The 18,014-nt window shown below is 68.0% G+C and carries 13 protein-coding genes; 7 read left to right on the forward strand and 6 right to left on the reverse strand.

What is annotated here, in order from left to right:
* Window positions 1-61 precede the first annotated feature (61 nt).
* A complete protein-coding gene (locus tag ACFTSF_RS34730; RefSeq protein ID WP_380159009.1) occupies window positions 62-1,663 on the reverse strand; it encodes a hypothetical protein in 1,602 nt (533 codons plus the stop codon).
* 222 nt (window positions 1,664-1,885) lie between these two features.
* On the opposite strand from ACFTSF_RS34730, the gene ACFTSF_RS34735 reads away from it, so the two are divergent.
* Window positions 1,886-3,310 carry an MFS transporter gene (locus ACFTSF_RS34735; RefSeq protein ID WP_380159011.1) on the forward strand — a complete coding sequence of 475 codons (1,425 nt, stop codon included), beginning with the start codon at window positions 1,886-1,888 and terminating at the stop codon, window positions 3,308-3,310.
* Here the strand turns inward: ACFTSF_RS34735 and ACFTSF_RS34740 are convergent.
* Entirely contained in the window at window positions 3,296-6,496 is a 3,201-nt protein-coding gene (locus ACFTSF_RS34740; RefSeq protein ID WP_380159012.1) for a discoidin domain-containing protein, read from the reverse strand. The two genes, ACFTSF_RS34735 and ACFTSF_RS34740, sit on opposite strands and share 15 nt — an antisense overlap.
* Window positions 6,497-6,630: 134 nt before the next feature.
* On the opposite strand from ACFTSF_RS34740, the gene ACFTSF_RS34745 reads away from it, so the two are divergent.
* From ACFTSF_RS34745 to ACFTSF_RS34755, 3 genes are read left to right on the forward strand one after another with little or no spacing between them, the layout of a single operon-like run.
* Window positions 6,631-6,960 (forward strand): MmcQ/YjbR family DNA-binding protein, encoded by a 330-nt coding sequence (locus ACFTSF_RS34745; RefSeq protein ID WP_344157163.1) that lies wholly within the window; start codon window positions 6,631-6,633, stop codon window positions 6,958-6,960.
* Window positions 6,961-7,007: 47 nt separating this feature from the next.
* Complete coding sequence (locus ACFTSF_RS34750) at window positions 7,008-8,693, forward strand: DUF885 domain-containing protein (protein ID WP_380159014.1); 1,686 nt, start codon at window positions 7,008-7,010, stop codon at window positions 8,691-8,693.
* Window positions 8,690-9,880, forward strand: a complete 1,191-nt coding sequence (locus ACFTSF_RS34755; RefSeq protein ID WP_380159016.1) for a Maf family nucleotide pyrophosphatase — start codon at window positions 8,690-8,692, stop codon at window positions 9,878-9,880. Before ACFTSF_RS34750 ends, ACFTSF_RS34755 begins: the two co-directional genes overlap by 4 nt.
* A gap of 29 nt (window positions 9,881-9,909) precedes the next feature.
* Here the strand turns inward: ACFTSF_RS34755 and ACFTSF_RS34760 are convergent, their stop codons facing one another.
* From ACFTSF_RS34760 to ACFTSF_RS34770, 3 genes are read right to left on the reverse strand one after another with little or no spacing between them, the layout of a single operon-like run.
* The gene (locus ACFTSF_RS34760) at window positions 9,910-10,104 is read right to left on the reverse strand and encodes an acyl-CoA carboxylase subunit epsilon (RefSeq protein WP_380159018.1); all 195 of its coding nucleotides are present in this window, start codon (window positions 10,102-10,104) and stop codon (window positions 9,910-9,912) included.
* Between the two features lie 13 nt (window positions 10,105-10,117).
* Window positions 10,118-11,695, reverse strand: coding sequence for an acyl-CoA carboxylase subunit beta (locus ACFTSF_RS34765; protein WP_380159020.1), 1,578 nt, complete (start codon window positions 11,693-11,695; stop codon window positions 10,118-10,120).
* 59 nt (window positions 11,696-11,754) lie between these two features.
* Complete coding sequence (locus ACFTSF_RS34770) at window positions 11,755-12,225, reverse strand: SCP2 sterol-binding domain-containing protein (RefSeq protein ID WP_380159022.1); 471 nt, start codon at window positions 12,223-12,225, stop codon at window positions 11,755-11,757.
* A 65-nt stretch (window positions 12,226-12,290) separates the two neighbouring features.
* Here ACFTSF_RS34770 and ACFTSF_RS34775 point away from each other — a divergent pair, with 65 nt between their 5' ends.
* From ACFTSF_RS34775 to ACFTSF_RS34785, 3 genes are all read left to right on the forward strand, one after another.
* A complete protein-coding gene (locus tag ACFTSF_RS34775) occupies window positions 12,291-12,917 on the forward strand; it encodes a TetR/AcrR family transcriptional regulator (protein WP_344157185.1) in 627 nt (208 codons plus the stop codon).
* A 100-nt stretch (window positions 12,918-13,017) separates the two neighbouring features.
* Window positions 13,018-15,645 carry a phosphoenolpyruvate carboxylase gene (locus ACFTSF_RS34780; RefSeq protein WP_344157188.1) on the forward strand — a complete coding sequence of 876 codons (2,628 nt, stop codon included), beginning with the start codon at window positions 13,018-13,020 and terminating at the stop codon, window positions 15,643-15,645.
* Complete coding sequence (locus ACFTSF_RS34785; RefSeq protein ID WP_380159024.1) at window positions 15,645-16,442, forward strand: biotin--[acetyl-CoA-carboxylase] ligase; 798 nt, start codon at window positions 15,645-15,647, stop codon at window positions 16,440-16,442. Before ACFTSF_RS34780 ends, ACFTSF_RS34785 begins: the two co-directional genes overlap by 1 nt.
* Window positions 16,443-16,538: 96 nt before the next feature.
* On the opposite strand, the gene ACFTSF_RS34790 is transcribed toward ACFTSF_RS34785, so the two are convergent.
* On the reverse strand, window positions 16,539-17,933 hold the full coding sequence (locus ACFTSF_RS34790; protein WP_380159026.1) for an OFA family MFS transporter: 1,395 nt from the start codon (window positions 17,931-17,933) through the stop codon (window positions 16,539-16,541).
* Window positions 17,934-18,014: the final 81 nt, after the last annotated feature.

Raw genomic sequence — 18,014 nt, forward strand, 5'->3', positions numbered from 1 at the left:
CCGTCAATCAGTGAGCGATCACCCCACCAGTGATGTTATCAGTCAATGCATACAACGTGGGTCAGCGGTGCCGATCGAGGTACTGCGCCTGGTACAGCGACGGCGGGACCAACCCGGTGCGGTTCGCGCCCTCGATGTAGCCGGCGGGTTGGGTGAAGGGGCCGTCGCCGGTGATGACGCCGTGGCAGCCGATCGCGTAGTTCTGGGCGGTCGGCGGCTTCTGTACGACGAGTTTGGTCGTGCCGGTGTCGCAGTTCCAGCCGACCGAGTGGGAGGTCGCCCAGCCGTGGCCGGTGCCGTAGTCGCCGCGGTTGTAGATGCCGAGGGTGAGATCGACCTTCGGCGCGACCTCGCGGTGGTTGTCCCAGAGCAGGCCCTGGCTCCACCGCCGGTGGCCCTCACTCGAGGCGAGCGCGCCCTCCGACGTACCGCGGAGGAAGACGATGCCTGAGGCGCTGCTCGCGCCGTTCGAGATGAACGCGTGCCGGGCCTTGCTGGCATAGCAGTCCACGAACAGCACCTGCTGTGAGAACGACTCGCAGTTGAAGTTGTAGCGCAGTCCACCGGTGATCACCGACGCCGGATCGAGCGCCCGGCAGTTTCGTACCGTCACCCGTGTCGCCTCGGTCGTCTCGACGCCGGCCTTCGCGAAGTGCAGGAAGGTGCTGTCCCGCACCCACGCATCCTCGACTTGCCGGACCTTCACGCCGACCCAGGCATGCGCCTCGTCGACATCCGGGTCACCCGCGAACTGGATGTCGATCCGCAGGCTCTCCACGCCGACGCCGGTCACCAGGCCGGCGCGATCCCAGACATACAGGTAGGACTGCGAGCGGGCGCGTCGCAGGTGCTCGAAGATCGGTACGTCGACCGTCACGGTGTTGCCGCGGATCGAGCGGATGAAGCGGTTGTAGGTGATCGGCTGGCTGTCGACTGTCCAGCCGGCGTCCTTCGCCGTACCGCCGTGGTCGACGGAGGCGAGCCAAGCTTCGGTGCACGGGTGGATCAGCACGATGTTGTCGCCACGCTTCAACCCGCTCGCATCGGCGACGTCGAACGACCGCGATCCGACCTGCACCCAGTCGCTGGTGATGTCGGTCCGCGTTCCGGCGACCTCACCGCGCCAGCCGGTGCTGACCGACCCACCCAGTACGACGACATCGCGCGATACCGGGGTGTTGCCGGTCGCCTGGATCACGGTGTTCTTGGCCGGATCCGCCCCGTCGCCGGAGCCACGCAGTACGACGCCGGAGCGGTTCACGCGCAGTGTTCCGGCGACCGGGTAGATGCCGGGAGCGAGTAGTAGCGCGCCCCGGAAGCCGTTGCGGTCCGGGGTGCGGAGGCCGACCTCGTCGATCGCGGCCTGCAGGTGTGCGGTGTTGTCGCCCTCGATCGGCTGCACGGTCTTGACCGTGCGGACGTGCGGAATCGGACTGTCGCCGTTCCGGTAGCCCGCGTGGCTGAAGTCGGGGATCCGGTTGCCCTCGTCGTCGGCGGTGTAGACCAGCCGGTACTTCGAGTCGTACCGGACCCGCTCGGACTGCCAAAGCCGGCCGGTGGGCGACGCGCCGGCCTGACCGATACCCAGGGAACCGAGGGCGGCCGCTCCGACCGCTGCTCCTCCGGCTCCGAGCACGCTGCGTCGACTTAAGAGGTTCGTCATCGAGCACCTATCTCTTGGCGGAATCAGAACTGCCTGATGGCGGAATCAGGTGGCCATCATGCGATCAAGCGACCACCTTGGCAAGCGCTTACCAGAACAGCAGGAACAAATTCCCGCCAGGCGGAACTCAACCGCCCAATGGACCGGGTTGACAAGTTATCAGTCGATGCATACTTTGGTGATCGAGCTTGTTATCAGTGGATTACAACTAGGAGTTGAACGATGACGTCGACCGCTCTCGATGAGCAGGTACCGGTCGCCGCGGGGCCGGGCCGCAGTCGTGGGATGGGCGCGGTCCTGGCCGCTGTCGGAATCCCGACCTTCATGGTCACGCTGGACAACCTGGTCGTGACGAACGCGCTGCCGGTGATCAAGACCGAGCTCGGCGCCTCGCTGTCCGACCTGCAGTGGTTCATCAACGCCTACACGCTGGCGTTCGCCGCGCTCCTGCTGACCGCGGCCGCGCTCGGCGACCGGATCGGCCGGCGCCGGATGTTCCTGGCCGGCATCGCGCTGTTCACGCTGGCCTCGGCCGCCTGTGCGTTCGCGACCGAGCCGTGGATGCTGATCACGGCCCGCGCGGTCCAGGGCGTGGGCGGTGCCGCGGTGATGCCGTTGGCGCTGACCCTGCTCGCCGGTGCGGTGCCCGACCGGCTGCGGAGTGCGGCGATCGGGATCTGGGGTGGCATCTCTGGGCTCGGGGTCGCGCTCGGCCCGGTCGTCGGTGGGGCCGTGGTCGAGGGCCTCAACTGGCAGTGGATCTTCTGGCTGAACGTGCCGATCGGCGTCGCTGCCGTCGTATTGGTCGCCCGGGTGCTGCCCGAGTCGTGGGGAGCCAAGCAGCGGCTGGACCTGCTCGGACTGCTGCTGGCGAGCGTGGGCGTGCTGTCCGTCGTGTGGGGTGTGGTGAACGGAGCCGACGACGGCTGGACGTCCGGTGGCGTGCTGGGCTCGCTGATCGCCGGACTGCTGCTCCTCGTCGCCTTCGTGGCTTGGGAACGGCGGACCCCCGCGCCGATGCTGCCGATGCGGCTCTACCGGGTGCGCTCGTTCGGCGTCGTGAACGCAGTGTCGTTCACCTTCTCACTCGGCGCTTTCGGGTCGGTCTTCCTGCTCGCGCAGTTCTTCCAGGTTGTGCAGGGCTACAGCCCGCTGGAGTCCGGTGTCCGCACGATGCCGTGGACGATGGTGCCGATGGTGGTCGCGCCGATCGCCGGGCTGATCGTCGACCGGGTCGGGTCGCGGGTCCTGATCGGAAGCGGTCAGGTATTCCTGGCCGTGGCGCTGGGCTGGATGGCGGCCGTCACCACGGTCGACGTCACCTACGGCGAGTACGTCGTCCCGTTCGTGCTGGCCGGGATCGGTATGGGGCTCACGTTCGCCCCGTCGGCGAGTGTGGTGATGAACGGGATGGCCGAGATCGACCGCGGTGTCGCGTCCGGCACGAACGCGACCATCCGCGAGATCGGCGTGGCGATGGGCGTCGCCGTACTGGCCTCGGTCTTTGCTTCGGCCGGTTCGTACGAGACCCCCGATCGGTACGTCGACGGCCTGGTGCCCGCAGTGTGGGTCGGCGCCGCAGTCGTGGCTGTCGGTGCGGCGCTCTCCCTGCTTCTCCCAGGCCGTCGTCGGTCAGCGGACCGTTAGTTCAGCCAGCTGCATGCGGTACTCGTTGGACGGGCCGGGATCGAGTTTGGTCCCGGCCACCCGCACGTAGCGGGCTGTCGTGCTGGTGAACGTCAGCTCGACGGGCTCGAGCGGTTGTGGTTGGGCGGTCCGGCTCGCGACTGTCGTCCAGGTGGTGCCGTCCGGCGAGACCTGGATCGCGTAGTCGATCGGGAACCCGGCCTTCAGGTCGGTCCGCGGTGCGAGAGTCACCTGGCTGATCCGGGTGGCGCCACCCAGGTCGACGGTGGCTGACGCCGTGCCGTCGGCCGGGCCGACCTCGCTGCTCCAGCCCATCGAGTAGCCGAGGTTGGAGGTGGTGATGCCGTCGGTGAGCGCGCTCCGCCGCCAGCCGTTGTCGAGGTACTCCGATGAGGTCGTGGCCGTGACCGGGCGACCCGCGGCGTAGTTGCCGCCAGCAACCTCTACTTCAGCCAGCTGCATCCGGTAGGCGCCGAAGGGATCCTTGCGGAGGTTCGTCCCGGTGACGCGGACATAGCGCACCTGCTGAGCGGCGAAGTCGGCCGACTGGGGAGCCTGCGCCGCCCCAGTACGGTCCGCGACCTTGGTCCACGCCGAGCCGTCCGTGGAGATCTCGACGGTGTAGTCGACCGGGAACCCGGCGGCCGTGTCGGTCCGCGGGAACAGATCGACTCGACCGGCCGGCACTGCCTTCCCGAGATCAACTGTGACGGTCTCGGTGTGGTTCACCGACACATTGGCGTCACTGCTCCAGCCGTTGCTCACCGAGGACGATCCGCGATTGCCGTCGGCCAGTGCGGCCTTGCTCCAACCGTCGCTCTCGTATGAACTGCTCGCAGTCACAGTTCCGCCAGCGGCCGGATTGGTCCCCGGGTTGATCCGGAGGTTGTCGAACCGGGCCGCGGTTCCACCGGTGACCAGGCCGACCGAACCCTCGGCGTACGAATCGTCGGTGATGGTGATCAACGCGGCCGGCGAGTTCCCGGCGTACACCCTGATCTTGGTGCCCTCGGCAATCAGTCGCAGGTGCGTCCACTGACCCGCCTGGTAGCCAGGAACAGCGATCTTGGCCAGCTCCTTGTCCCCTCGATAGAGGAACAGCTCGCCGTTGTTGCGGATCGCGGCCAGGTACCCGGTCTGGTAGTCAGTTCCGTTGATGCTGCGCAGGGTGAGACCGGCCCAGTTCGCCTCGTTGCCCCCGGTCGCGGTGATCCGGACGTCGGCGTCGACGACCGCGTCGCGGTACCGGCGGCCTTCCACGGCAGCAGACCCGACGATCCAGTCACCGACGTACGACTGGACGAGCTCGCCGTTCTGGACACTCCACTGACCGGCCGGCTTCCCAGGCTCGCGGTTCACGCCGAAGCGGAAGTTGTCGGACCCAGCTGAGAAGTCGTCAGCAAGCGGGGTGACTGCGCTGTCGTCCGGTGCGGCCGAAGCGATCGCCTTCAGCAGCTGCTGGTGCCGGTTCGTCACGGTGGCGCCGGCCCGGTCGTACACCGAGAAGTCCGTGATCAGGGACTCCGCGATCGCCTGCGCGGTCCGGGGCTTGGTCTTGGCCAGCAGACTCAGCAGTTCGAAGTCCTCCTGGCCGTCGCGCTGCGCCTCACCGCGGATGCTGTCATAGACGTCGTACGCCGCCTTGTTCGGCCGGACGATGTAGTTGTCGCCGGTCTGGTCCTCGTCGAAGGTGTTGTACGGCCGGTTGTTGTCGCCGGTCGAGCGGTGCCAGTAGTTCCAGCCCCAGTGCAGGAACCCCTGGCCGCCGATCTTCCAGACCAGCCACGGCAGCAGCCGGGTCTTGGCCAGCGGCTCACCGATCAGCCGGTTCATGTGCCGGTGCTGCGGCACGATGCAGGTGTAGAGCCACAGCTCCTTGCCGTCGCGGCGGGCCTTCTGCCAGTAGCCGGCGTGGTCCTCGTAGTTCTCCGTGTACGGCGTCATCGTGGTGATGTTCTCGGCCGCGTCCGGGAGGAACGTGTAGCCGTGCGCCTCGTTGGTGAGGGGCTTGGGGAAGTAGTCGTCGTACACCTCGTACAGCCACCGAGCGGCGACCGCCTGGTTCGGGTGGGTCGGCTCGTCGAGCGCGCTCATGTAGAACTTGTCGGTCCAGCCCTTGGCGTCGAGGTGCGCCTTGAGGGCCGGGAAGACCTTCTTCAGGTACGCCGTGCTCTCGCTGGTGTTCGGCTCCACCAGAACCTTCGTGGTGACGCCGTCGACGTTCTTCAGCATCTCCAGCTTGGGGTGCGCGGCATCGGGGCTGGATTCCAGCAGAGTCGGTGTGTACAGGTACTGCATCGCACCGGCGTCCACGAACAGCTGCACGAACCGGTCGAAATTCGTCCAGTCGAAGGTGTAGTTGCCATTGGCATCGATCGTGGTACCGCGGATCAGCAGCGCCTGGAAGTCGGCGTACACGACGTTGTTGCGCTGTTTGGCCTGCATCCGCGCAAAGCTGGCGATCACCCGCCACCAATTCGCCGAGTACGGCGCCGCGTCGTCGTACTGGAAGGGGATGGCGCGCTCGGTGCCGGTGTAGTCCCAGCCGACCGAGGTGAACCAGTTGTTCATCTTGAACGCCGACTGGTTCGCCGGCGGCACTGTCACGTTGTGCACGGTGAGCCGGACCGGCACGGTGATGTCGCCGGCGCTGTTCCGCACTGCGATCGAGCCGGTGTAGACGCCAGGCGCTTGTCCGGCCGGGATCGTGACGCCGTAATGGAAGGCCTGTGTGTAGTTCGCGGCGACCTCGACAGCGGAGTTGTCGACCAGGGCGTCGTAGTAGTTGCGGCTGCCGTCCGGCGGCAACTGGCCGTCCTGCAGGTTCGCGTCGCCCTCCTTGACGAGGATCCGCGGATGGTTGTACTGCCGCCGTACGGTGATCGCGCCGGCGGGGAGTTGTGCGCCACCGGGGCCGGTGAGCGCCTGAGCCGCGCCCAGTTGGACACCGGTGAGCCTGCTGTCCGGGCGGATCAGGATCTGCGCCCCTTCGGCTTCGCCGCGGGCGGCGTCGAGTTCGACGGTCGCTGGAGCGCCGGCGGGGCGCGTGGACGACGAGAAGACGTGGTCGGCGTTGTTCACCACCCACACGACCGGGGCGGCGGCACTGGCCGGCAGGGTCTGCTGGGCGGCCACCAGACCCAGCGCCACGCAGCCGACAGCCGTCAGAAGGCCGGGAGATTTCATCGCGATGCTCCTCACTGTTCGATAGTGCTTACAGTGCGAGCTCTGCGCGCAGCTAACAACGCTTTTCGTCGGTGTCGAAGAGCAGTGGCCGGATCCGGTCGGAAGGTGTCCCCAGCGTTTGAGAGGGTGTTACCGTGCCCGACGCCGACGATGTCCGCCGTATCGCTCTGTCCCTTCCGGAGACTCGCGAGAAGCAGCGGTGGGGGCATCCGACCTTCGACGTGGCCGGGCGGATGTTCGTGACCGTGCCGGACGATCAGACGTCGTTCGCGGTGCGGTGCCCGCAACTGGAGCGGGACGAGTTGATCCTCGCCGAGCCGGACAAGTTCTGGGTCCCGCGGCACGAAGCGGGGTCGAACTGGGTTCGCGCCCGGCTGGCCGCGCTCGAGGACGCGGACGAGCTGCGCGACATCCTGCTGGATTCCTGGCGGCAAGTGGCTCCGCCAGAACTCCATCCGGGCTGAGCGAAAACGGCGGGATCGCAGTCCCTGTGCGAGGTAGGGTCGGGCGTGTGACTGATGCGACCGACAGCCCGATCGACAAGCTCTCCGAGAGCTACCTCGAGGAATTCATCACCCTGAATCCGACCGAGGCGACGTTCATGGGGATCGAGGGCCACGACCACGAGTTGCCGGACTACACCCCGGCCGGGTACGACGCCGTACTGGAGCTGACCCGGCGGACGCTGGCGCAGGCTGCCGCGATCGAGCCGGCGACTCCGCGTGAAGAGGTGGCCAAGGACGCGTTCGTCGAGCGGCTCGGACTCGAGCAGGAGACGTACGAGGCCGGCGTACCGCATCACCAGCTGAACGCGATCTCGTCGACCCCGGCGAACCTGCGGCAGGTCTTCGACCTGATGCCGACCGCGAGTGACGACGACTGGGAGCGGATCGCGATCCGGCTCAACCTCGTCGGTACGGCGCTCGACGGGTACCGCGAGACGGTGCTCGACCAGGCTGCGCAGGGCAGAGTCTCGGCGCTGCGTCAGGTGCGGGACCTGGCCGGCAAGATCGCCACCTGGACCGACCCGGCCGGTGACGACTACTTCGGTGGGCTCGCGCGGCAGGCCCCGGAGACTGCGATCAAGCCGAGCGTGGCGGCGGCCGCCGAGTCCGCGCGCAAGGCGTTCGCGGAGTTCGGCTCCTGGCTGACCGCCGAGGTGGCGCCGCGAGCGCCGGAGCGGGACGCCTGTGGTCGCGAGGTCTACCAGCTTGCTTCCCGCAACTTCCTTGGCGCGACGGTCGATCTCGACGAGACGTACGCGTGGGGCTGGGAGGAGCTGGCTCGCGTCGAGGGCGAGATGCAGAAGATCGCCGCCGATCTCAATGGCGGGGACCGCAACATCCAGGCGACCGCCGCGTTGCTAGACGCCGACCCGGCTCGCAAGATCCGCGGTAAGGAAGCGTTCCGCGACTGGATGCAGGAGCTGTCCGACCAAGCCGTTGCTGAGTTGGCCGGCAAGCACTTCGACGTACCGGAGTCGATCCGCACGCTCGAGTGCATGATCGCGCCGACCTCGGACGGGGCGATCTACTACACCCCGCCGAGCGAGGACCTGACCACGCGGCCGGGCCGCATGTGGTGGGCAGTGCCGAACGGTGTCGAGGACTTCGCCACCTGGCGTGAGGTCACCACGGTCTACCACGAGGGCGTGCCCGGGCATCACCTGCAGTGCGCGCAGACGATGCTGCGCGCCGACCTGCTGAACCGCTGGCAGCGGATCGCCTGCTGGGTTTCGGGTCACGGCGAGGGCTGGGCCCTGTACGCCGAGCGCCTGATGGAGGAGCTCGGTTACCTGGAGGACCCGGGTGCCCGCTTCGGCATGCTGGACGCGCAGGGCTTCCGGGCCGCGCGGGTGATCGTTGACATCGGCATGCACCTCGAGCTGGAGGTCCCGCGGGACAATCCGTTCGGCTGGCGGCCGGGTGAGACCTGGAATGCGGATCTCGGGTTCGAGTTCCTGCGGGCGCACAGTGGCCTCGAGACCGAGTTCCTGAAGGCCGAGCTGAACCGGTACCTCGGGTGGCCGGGACAGGCGCCGTCGTACAAGGTGGGTGAGCGGTTCTGGCTGCAGGCGCGCGAGGAAGCCAAGCAGCGCAAGGGATCCACGTTCGACCTGCGGCAGTTCCACTCCGACGCGCTGAACCTCGGCTCGATCGGTCTCGACCCGCTGCGCCGCGCCCTGGCCAAGCTGTGAGATTCGTCCTCGCGTCGCAGTCCCCGGCGCGACTCCAGACCTTGCGGAGTGCTGGAGTCGAGCCGGAGGTGATCGTCTCCGGGGTCGACGAGGACAACGTCACCGCGGAGAGCCCGGGTGAGCTCGCCCGGCTGCTCGCGACCCTGAAGGCGCGAGCCGTGGTCGCCGAGCTGGACGATCACGCGACCGTGCTCGGTTGCGACTCGGTGCTGGAGATCGACGGGGTCGCCTACGGCAAACCCGGTACGCCGGAAGTCGCGCGCGAGCGACTTCGCGCGATGCGCGGGAAGTCCGGCGTACTGCACACCGGGCACTGCCTGTTCGACACCGAGTCGAAGACGGAGCTGCGCGAACTGGCGTCGACGACCGTCTACTTCGCCGACCTGACCGACGACGAGATCGACGCGTACGTCGCCACCGGCGAACCGCTCGTCGTGGCCGGCTCATTCACCGTCGACGGCATCGGCGGACCCTTCGTCACCGGGATCGAGGGCGACTATCACAATGTCGTCGGCCTCTCGTTGCCGCTCGTTCGCACCATGCTCGCCCAGGTCGGCATCGCCTGGCCGTCGTTGTGGGCACCGCCGAAGAATCGCCTTGATTACAACGAGTCCGAGGCCGCCCGGTACGACGAAACTCGCGGTGGCGTGGAGCGCGCCCAAGCCGCGGCACGGGCAGTCGCCGAATTGCTGCCGCCGGGTTCACAGCGGGTGCTGGAACTTGCCGTCGGCACCGGAATCGTCGGCGCCGAGCTAGTTGCGCTAGGCAACCTCGTGCACGGTTTCGACCTCTCCACGGCCATGCTGCAACACGCCAAGATTCGACTCCCCGGCCACATCGCCGCCGCCGACGCAACCCGCCTCCCGGTCGCAGACCGCCGTACCGACGCAGTCATCGCGATCTGGCTCCTGCACCTACTCGACGACAGCACCCCGATCCTCGCCGAGGTAGCCCGCATCCTCCGCCCCGGCGGCGTCTTCCTCACCACCACCGAGAAAAACGACGCCACCCGCTACGCCGAAGGCCGCGAACCGAACACCACCCGCGCCCAAGACTCCCTGACCCGCCTAGTAGCGGACGCCGCCACCCACGGCCTCGTCCTAGACGGCGCAACCACCTTCCCAGGCCCCACCCGCCCGAACGGCAACGCCCCGCTCTACCCCCTCATCCGCTTCCGCCGCACCTAACCCGCCGCGCGGAGGGCTGAGCCGGGTTGTTACGGGTGGGCGCTGGCTCGCCATTGGCCGGGGCCGGGGTGGAATGGGGTGCGGCTGTTGCGCCAGTACGTTGCCCAGTTGCTGGCGCGCTCGGTTTCGGCGGGCGCGTCGGTGGTGGGGCGGGCGGCTAGGACCGCTACTAGGGCGGCTAGTTCCTCGGGGGTCGGGTCGCCCTTCAGGATTTGCAGGTTCATCGGGGGTCTCCGATCAGAGCGGGATGTTGCCGTGCTTCTTGGGGGGCAGGGTGTCGCGTTTGGTGCGGAGTAGGCGGAGGCCGCGGACGATTTCGGCGCGGGTCTCGCTCGGCTTGACGACCGCGTCGATGTAGCCGCGTTCGGCGGCGACGTACGGGTTGGCGAGCTGGTCTTCGTACTCGGTGATGAGTTCCTGGCGGCGGGCCTCGGGGTCTTCGGCGCCGGCTAGTTCGCGGCGGTAGAGGATGTTGACGGCGCCCTGGGCGCCCATGACGGCGATCTGGGCGGTCGGCCAGGCGAGGTTGATGTCCGCACCCAGGTGCTTGGAACCCATGACGTCGTACGCGCCGCCGTAGGCCTTGCGGGTGATGACGGTGATCATCGGGACAGTCGCCTCGGCGTAGGCGTAGATGAGTTTGGCGCCGCGGCGGATGATGCCGTTCCACTCCTGGTCGGTGCCGGGGAGGAAGCCAGGGACGTCGACGAAGGTGAGGATTGGGAGGTTGAACGCGTCGCAGGTGCGGACGAAGCGGGCGGCCTTCTCGGAGGCGTCGATGTCGAGGGTGCCGGCGAACTGCATCGGCTGGTTCGCGACGACGCCGACCGGGCGGCCCTCGACGCGGCCGAAGCCGACCACGATGTTCGGGGCGAAGAGCGACTGCACCTCGAGGAAGTCGCCGTCGTCGACGACCGACTCGATCACGGTGTGCATGTCGTACGGCTGGTTCGGCGAGTCCGGGATCAGCGTGTCGAGCGCGAGATCGACGTCGGAAGGTTCGAGGTCGGCCGGGGCGTCGTAGACCGGCGGGTCCTCGAGGTTGTTCTGCGGGAGGTGGGCGACGAGCGACTTCACCCACTCGATCGCGTCCTCCTCGTCGCTGCCGAGGTAGTGCGCGTTACCGGACTTGGTGTTGTGCGTCCGGGCGCCGCCGAGCTCCTCCTGGGAGACGTCCTCGCCGGTGACGGTCTTGATCACGTCCGGGCCGGTGATGAACATGTACGACGACTCGTCGACCATCACGGTGAAGTCGGTGACCGCGGGGGAGTAGACCGCGCCGCCCGCACACGGGCCCATGATCAGCGAGATCTGCGGGATCACGCCGGAGGCCCGGACGTTGCGGCGGAAGATCTCGCCGTACAGGCCGAGGCTGACCACACCTTCCTGGATCCGGGCACCGCCGGAGTCGTTGATGCCGATCAGCGGGCAGCCGATCTTCATCGCCAGGTCCATCACCTTGACGATCTTCTCGCCGAAGACCTCGCCGAGGCTGCCGCCGAAGACCGTGAAGTCCTGGGCGAACACGCAGACCTGACGGCCGTCGATGGTGCCGTAGCCGGTCACCACGCCGTCGCCGTACGGGCGGTTGGCCTCGAGCCCGAAGCTGGTCGAGCGGTGCCGGGCGAACTCGTCGAGCTCGGAGAACGACCCCTCGTCGAGCAGCAGCGCGATCCGCTCCCGGGCGGTCTTCTTGCCCCGGGCGTGCTGCTTGTCCACCGCGCGCTCCGATCCGGCGTGCACCGCGTCGTCGAGCCGCTGCTCGAGGTCCGCGATCTTGCCGGCGGTGGTGTGGATGTTCACCGTCTCTCCCATGACAGCGCAGCCTACGCGTCAGTAGGCCCCGCTGCCTGTGACATCGGCCGCAACGCGGGTCAGGCGGGGCCGACGGCGAAGATTTTGGTGAGGCGGGCGGCTAGGGCCAGGTCGCCTCGGACGGAGAGGCGTTGTTTGAGTACGGCGTTGACTGGGTCTTCGTTGCCGGTGACTACGCGCAGCAGGGTGGCGGGGTCGGTGCGGATGGAGATGTCGGGGTCGGCGGCGCCGGCGATGAGTTCGCAGCGGCCGTCGCTGACCCGGATCCAGAACGCGTCGGAGTCTTCTGGACCGCCCGCCCCCGTGATGTGCCAGGCGACGACGGCGTCGAACCCGGCCGCGCGGGCAGGCCGGAGGTACTCCGGCATCCGCCGAAAGATCTCGCGCAACGCGATCTCTCGTACTCCCCCGATGAGTCGATGCCGAAGCTCCCGCTCCGATGTCCGGTCCACCAGCCGGGCCAGCTCGCTCGCGTCGAGGTCCGCGAGCCCGTCGGCATCCAGCCAGCCGGCACTCCCTCGATCGGTCATCGACCACCCCCGTGGAAGTTCCTACCGGACCGTAGGAATTTCCCCTGATCTGTTAGCTTTGTCAAGTGGTCGAGCCCTCCGACAGACGCCGGCGGGCGAAGCATCTCGGGCCGGAGCGGCGACGGCCGATGCTGCTGGATGCGGCGCTCGAAGTCTTCTCCGAAAAAGGCTTCGCCGGTACGACGATGCAGTCGGTCGCGGATGCGGCCGGTGTCACCAAACCGGTGGTCTACGACTCCTTCGCCAATCGCGATGAATTGCTGCTCGCGCTGTTGGCCCGCGAGGAGCAGCACCTGGTCATCTCGATCGTGGCCGCGCTACCGGCCGACCCGACCGTCGGCACACCCGAGGAACACGTGCTCGACGGCCTGACCGCCTTCCTCAGCACCGCCGCGGAGAACCCGCAATCCTGGCGGATCGTCTTCGGAGCCCAGTACGGCGCCGCTCCCGTGGTGGCCGATCGAGTCCGGGCCGCCCGAGCCTTTCTGGTCGAGGGTCTGCGACTGACCCTGGTGAAGTCCCTGCCCGGTGTCACCGACCCGGACGCCAACCTGCCGGTGCTCGCCGAGCTGCTCGCTTCGATGACCGAAGCATCCGCCCGGATGCTCGTTGTCGACGGCACCGACCGCACCCCGGCCGAGCTCGCGAAGGTCGTCTCCAAGGTCGTCGGCGGCGGTTTCGGCAACGTCTAAGTGACGTACTGTCAAGTAGCGTGAAATACGGTCACGATAGGCATCCAGTTGGCGGACTTGGCAGGGCGTGAGCTGGGTGCGTTCGCTAGGGTGGGCGAACGTGACCGAGACCGGTAGTGAGACCCGTACCCGCGCGCGGTTCGAGGTGCCCGAAGAGCTGCGGGCCGACGTTCGTCTGCTGGGTGAGATCCTCGGCAAAGTGCTCGTCGAGTACGCCGGTCAGCCGTTGCTCAACGATGTCGAGCGGCTCCGCGAGCTCACGATTGCCGGCGATGGTGAAGCGGCCGAGCAGTTGGTCGCCTCCTGGCCGCACGAGCGGGCTGAGGACGTCGCCCGCGCGTTCAGCTGCTACTTCCACCTCACGAACCTGAGCGAGGAGCTGCACCGTGCCCGGGTGCTGCGCGAGCGCGACCGCGACGACAACGCGCTGGTCACCTCGGAGCTGGCCCAGGCGGTCGAGCAGATCTCCCGCGATAGCGGTGAGCAGCAGGCGCGCGCATTGCTCAACGGGCTGGAGTTCCGCCCGGTGCTGACGGCGCACCCGACCGAGGCGCGTCGGCGCGCCGTACTGGCGACGATCCGGCGGATCTCAGCCCTGCTCGAGGAGCGCCACGACCCGCGGGCCGGTGACAGCGAGCTGGCCGAGAACCGGCGCCGCCTGATCGAGCAGGTCGACATCCTCTGGCGGACTGCGCAGCTGCGGGAGAGCCGCCCGTCGCCGCTGGACGAGGTGCGCTCGGCGATGGCCGTGTTCGAGGAGACGCTCTTCGACGTGGTCGGCAATGTCTACCGGCGCCTCGATGACGCGCTGGCCGGTGAGGGCGCCGGTCTGCGGCAGCCCGTGGTCGCGCCGTTCGTCCGCCTCGGTTCGTGGATCGGCGGCGACCGCGACGGCAACCCGAACGTCACCGCGGCGATCACCCGCGAGGCCATGCAGATCCAGGCCGACCACGTGCTCCGGGCGCTCGAGCGGGCGACCGACGAGCTCGGCCGCGCCCTGACGCTGGACGCCGCGACCACTCCGCCGTCCGCACCGGTACGGCGGATCCTCGAGGACGCCCGGGCGGTCAACCCCGAGCTGATCGCGGACATCGAGACCAGGTCGCCTTCCGAGCCGCACCGGCAGCTCCTGCTGCTGGCGGCTCGCCGCCTGGCAGCTACGCGCTCCCGTGACGCCGACTTCGGCTACCCGCGGGCCGCTGACCTCCTGCACGAGCTCAAGGTGCTGCAGGACTCGCTGGTGTCCGCTGGCGCGCCCCGACAGGCATACGGCGATCTGCAGCAGCTCATCTGGCAGGTGAACTCGTTCGGCTTCCACCTGGCCGAGCTAGAGGTTCGTCAGCACTCCTCGGTGCACGCCAAGGCCCTCGAAGAGGTGCTCGGTGGCGGCGAGCTGTCCGACCAGACCGAAGAGGTCCTCGCGACCCTGCGGGTGATCGGTCAGATCCAGCAGCGCTTCGGCCCCGAGGCCTGCCGCCGGTACGTCGTTTCGTTCACCCGGAACGCCGGTGACCTGGCAGCTGTCTACGAGCTGGCCGATGCGGCGCTCGACGGCCGTCCGATCGAGCTGGACGTCGTACCGCTGTTCGAGACCGGTGAGGACCTGCAGAACTCGGTAGAGGTCCTCGACAACGCCATCCAACTCACCCGGGTCCGGCACCGCCTCACTGCGAACGACCGCCGTTTCGAGGTCATGCTCGGCTACTCCGACTCGGCCAAGGACGTCGGGCCGGTGTCGGCCACCCTCGCCCTGTACGACGCCCAGGCGCGCATCACCGCGTGGGCCCAGCGCAATGCGATCCGGCTGACCCTGTTCCACGGCCGTGGTGGCGCACTGGGCCGCGGTGGCGGTCCGGCGAACCGTGCGGTGCTGGCCCAGGCCCCTGGTTCCGTGGCTGGTCGCTTCAAGCTGACTGAGCAGGGCGAGGCCATTCCGGCTCGCTATGGCAACGCACCGATCGCCCAGCGGCACATCGAGCAGGTCACCGCGGCAACGCTGCTGGCGTCCACTCCGGCCATCGAGGAGCGCGCGGCCGTGGCTGCGGATCGCTTCGCGGTGATGGAGAAGACGCTCGACGAGGCGGCACGTACGGCGTACCACCGGCTCGTGAAGGCGGATGGCTTCGCAGAGTGGTTCGGCCGGGTGACTCCGCTGGAGGAGCTCGGGCAGTTGCCACTCGGTTCGCGACCGGCCCGTCGTGGTGTCGCGGTCTCGTCGCTCGAGGACCTGCGGGCGATCCCATGGGTGTTCGCGTGGTCGCAGGCGCGCGTGAACGCACCAGGCTGGTACGGCCTTGGTTCCGCGCTGGCCGCGGTCAACGACGTCGCCGTACTGCAGGACGCGAACCAGAACTGGCCGCTCTTCCAGGTGATGCTGGAGAACGCCGAGATGTCGCTGGCGAAGACAGACCGCCGCATCCTCGGCCGCTACCTGGAGCTGGGCGACCGGGCCGACCTGACGCAGCTGATGCTCGACGAGCACGCGCTGACCACCGAGTGGGTGCTCAAGGTGCTCAACCAGGAGCGCCTGCTTGCCGGACGTCGTGTGCTGGGCCGCGCGGTCGAGCTGCGCAACCCGTACGTCGACGCGCTCAGCTACCTGCAGTTGCGTGCACTGCGGACGCTGCGCACCGATGACACGCTCACCGAGGAGCAGATCGTCCGCACCCGACGGCTGCTGTTGCTGACCGTCTCTGGTGTCGCCGCCGGCCTGCAGAACACAGGCTGATGTTCGACGACCTGGAACGGCCGCCACTCGACGCACGCTATCTGAGTGGGCGGCTGGTGCGCCCCGGCTCGTTGTGGACGCAGATCGACGTACTGGCCGACACACCGTCGACCAACGCAGACGTGGCTAAGGCTGCCGCTGAGGGCGCTGCTGAAGGCCTTGTGGTGCTCACTGAGTACCAGTCCGCCGGCCGTGGTCGGCTCGGGCGCACCTGGACGACACCACCGCGTTCTGCGCTGTTGATGTCAGCCCTGCTGCGCCCCACTGCCGTGGACCCGGAGCGGTGGCCGTGGCTCGGTTTGCTGGTGCCGTTGGCAGTGGCTGCGGCAGTGCGGCGAGTGGCCGAGATTCCAGCGCAGGTGAAGTGGCCGAACGACGTACTGGTCGAGGACCGGAAGCTGGCCGGCATCCTGCTTGAGCGGATCGACGGTCCGGCAGTCGTTGTCGGTGTGGGGCTCAACGTGACGCTGCGCGAGTCGGAGAAGCCGCATCCCGCGGCGACCTCGTTGGCGCTGGAGAACGCAGCCACGACCGATCGGGTCACGGTGGCAGCCGCAGTACTGCGTGAACTGGAGACCCGCTACCGCAGCTGGCTGGACGACCCCACTGGGCTGCTACCGGAGTACCGGGAACTGTCGGCGACGCTGGGCCGAGCTGTGCGGGTCGAGTTGCCGGACGGGACGTTCCTGGAAGGCACTGCCCGGGACCTGGCCGACGACGGTCGGCTGATCGTGGACACCCCCGACGGTGAGCGAACACTCGCCGCCGGGGACGTCACACATCTACGTACTAGCTAGTGAAGAGCTTTGCTGCGGTGATCAGGGTCTGGACGATGCCGTAGCCGAGCAGGACGGCGACGAGCAGCCAGGAGATCACCAAGCGCGGGGTCTGGTTCATTTCGCTGCCTCCACGCTGGTTGTGGACTTCTCGTGGAACCTCGCGGCGACCGGCCGGATCAGCAGGTTGGCGACGAAGCCGATGGCCAGTACGCCGACCATCGTGAACAGCGCCGGTCGATACGCCTCGGCGGTCAACGTGCCCGGTTTGCCCTCACGGTCGAGGAAGCCGTTCACGATGAGCGGACCGGCGACACCGGCCACCGACCACGCGGTGAGCAGCCGGCCGTGGATCGCGCCGACCTGGTAGGTGCCGAAGAGATCCCGCAGGTACGCCGGGACGGTGGCGAACCCGCCGCCGTAGAAGGACAGGATGACGGCCGCGAACAGGACGAAGATCGCGGTCCCGTTGTGGCCGACGGTCGCCAGCAGGAAGTAGGCGATCATGCCGATACCGAGGTACATGGCGTAGATCGGCTTGCGGCCGATGATGTCCGACGTACTCGACCAGATGAACCGGCCGGCCATGTTGAAGATCGACAGCAGCCCGACGAAGCCCGCTGCAGCCGCCACGGCGACCGTCGACTTGCCGTCGGCGCCGCGGAAGAAGTCCTGGATCATCGGGCTGGCCTGCTCGAGGATGCCGATGCCGGCGGTCACGTTGCAGAGCAGCACGACCCACAGGCACCAGAACTGCGGGGTCTTGATCGCGTTCGCGGCCGAGACGCTCGCCGTGGTGACCAGGGCCTTCTGCTTGACAGTCGACGGGTCGAACCCGTCCGGCTTCCAGCCGTCAGCAGGGACCCGGATGTTGAAGACACCGAACATCATGATGACGAAGTAGCCGACACCCAGCGTCAGGAACAGCGCCACCAGGGCACCGCCGTCGGCGAGCGACTTGCTGTTGTTCGGGTCATAGCCCGAGTCGTACAGGCTGAGCAACTGGCGCGACAGCGGGCTGGCGACGAGCGCGCCACCGCCGAAGCCCATGATGGCCAGGCCGGTGGCCAGACCCGGTCGGTCCGGGAACCACTTGATCAGCGTCGAGACCGGGGAGATGTAGCCGATTCCCAGTCCGATCCCGCCGATCACGCCGTACCCGAGGTAGAGCAGCCAGAGCTGGCCGGTTCCGATGCCGAGGGCACCGACCAGGAATCCGGTGGCCCAGAAACAGGCCGAGACGAACATCGCCTTCCGCGGACCGCTGCGCTCGACCCAGGTGCCGCCGATGGCGGCGGACAGGCCGAGCATCACGATCGCGATGCTGAAGACGACTCCGACCGAGGTCAGGCTGGCATCGAAATGCTTCACCAGCGACGTCTTGTAGACGCTGGTGGCGTACGCCTGACCGATACACAGGTGGACGGCGAGCGCGGCCGGCGGGATCAGCCAGCGGCTGTATCCCGGGGGCGCGACCGTGTGCTCCCGGTCGAGTACCGACAAGATGCCCATCACGGCTCCTTCTTCAGAACTGCGTTTGTCAGTTCAAACGCATGTATCCCTCGCGCATCCTCGCCGACCTGTATGCAATTT

Origin of the sequence: Kribbella sp. NPDC056951 (assembly GCF_042674205.1) — a bacterium.
Classification (GTDB): Bacteria; Actinomycetota; Actinomycetes; order Propionibacteriales; family Kribbellaceae; genus Kribbella; species Kribbella yunnanensis.

Bases quoted from the DNA above. Each gene is read 5' to 3' on its own strand.
- ACFTSF_RS34730 (WP_380159009.1), bottom strand. From the start codon at position 1,663: ATGACGAACCTCTTAAGTCGACGCAGCGTGCTCGGAGCCGGAGGAGCA.
- ACFTSF_RS34735 (WP_380159011.1), top strand. From the start codon at position 1,886: ATGACGTCGACCGCTCTCGATGAGCAGGTACCGGTCGCCGCGGGGCCG.
- ACFTSF_RS34740 (WP_380159012.1), bottom strand. From the start codon at position 6,496: ATGAAATCTCCCGGCCTTCTGACGGCTGTCGGCTGCGTGGCGCTGGGT.
- ACFTSF_RS34760 (WP_380159018.1), bottom strand. From the start codon at position 10,104: ATGAACCTGCAAATCCTGAAGGGCGACCCGACCCCCGAGGAACTAGCC.
- ACFTSF_RS34765 (WP_380159020.1), bottom strand. From the start codon at position 11,695: ATGGGAGAGACGGTGAACATCCACACCACCGCCGGCAAGATCGCGGAC.
- ACFTSF_RS34770 (WP_380159022.1), bottom strand. From the start codon at position 12,225: ATGACCGATCGAGGGAGTGCCGGCTGGCTGGATGCCGACGGGCTCGCG.
- ACFTSF_RS34785 (WP_380159024.1), top strand. From the start codon at position 15,645: ATGTTCGACGACCTGGAACGGCCGCCACTCGACGCACGCTATCTGAGT.
- ACFTSF_RS34790 (WP_380159026.1), bottom strand. From the start codon at position 17,933: ATGGGCATCTTGTCGGTACTCGACCGGGAGCACACGGTCGCGCCCCCG.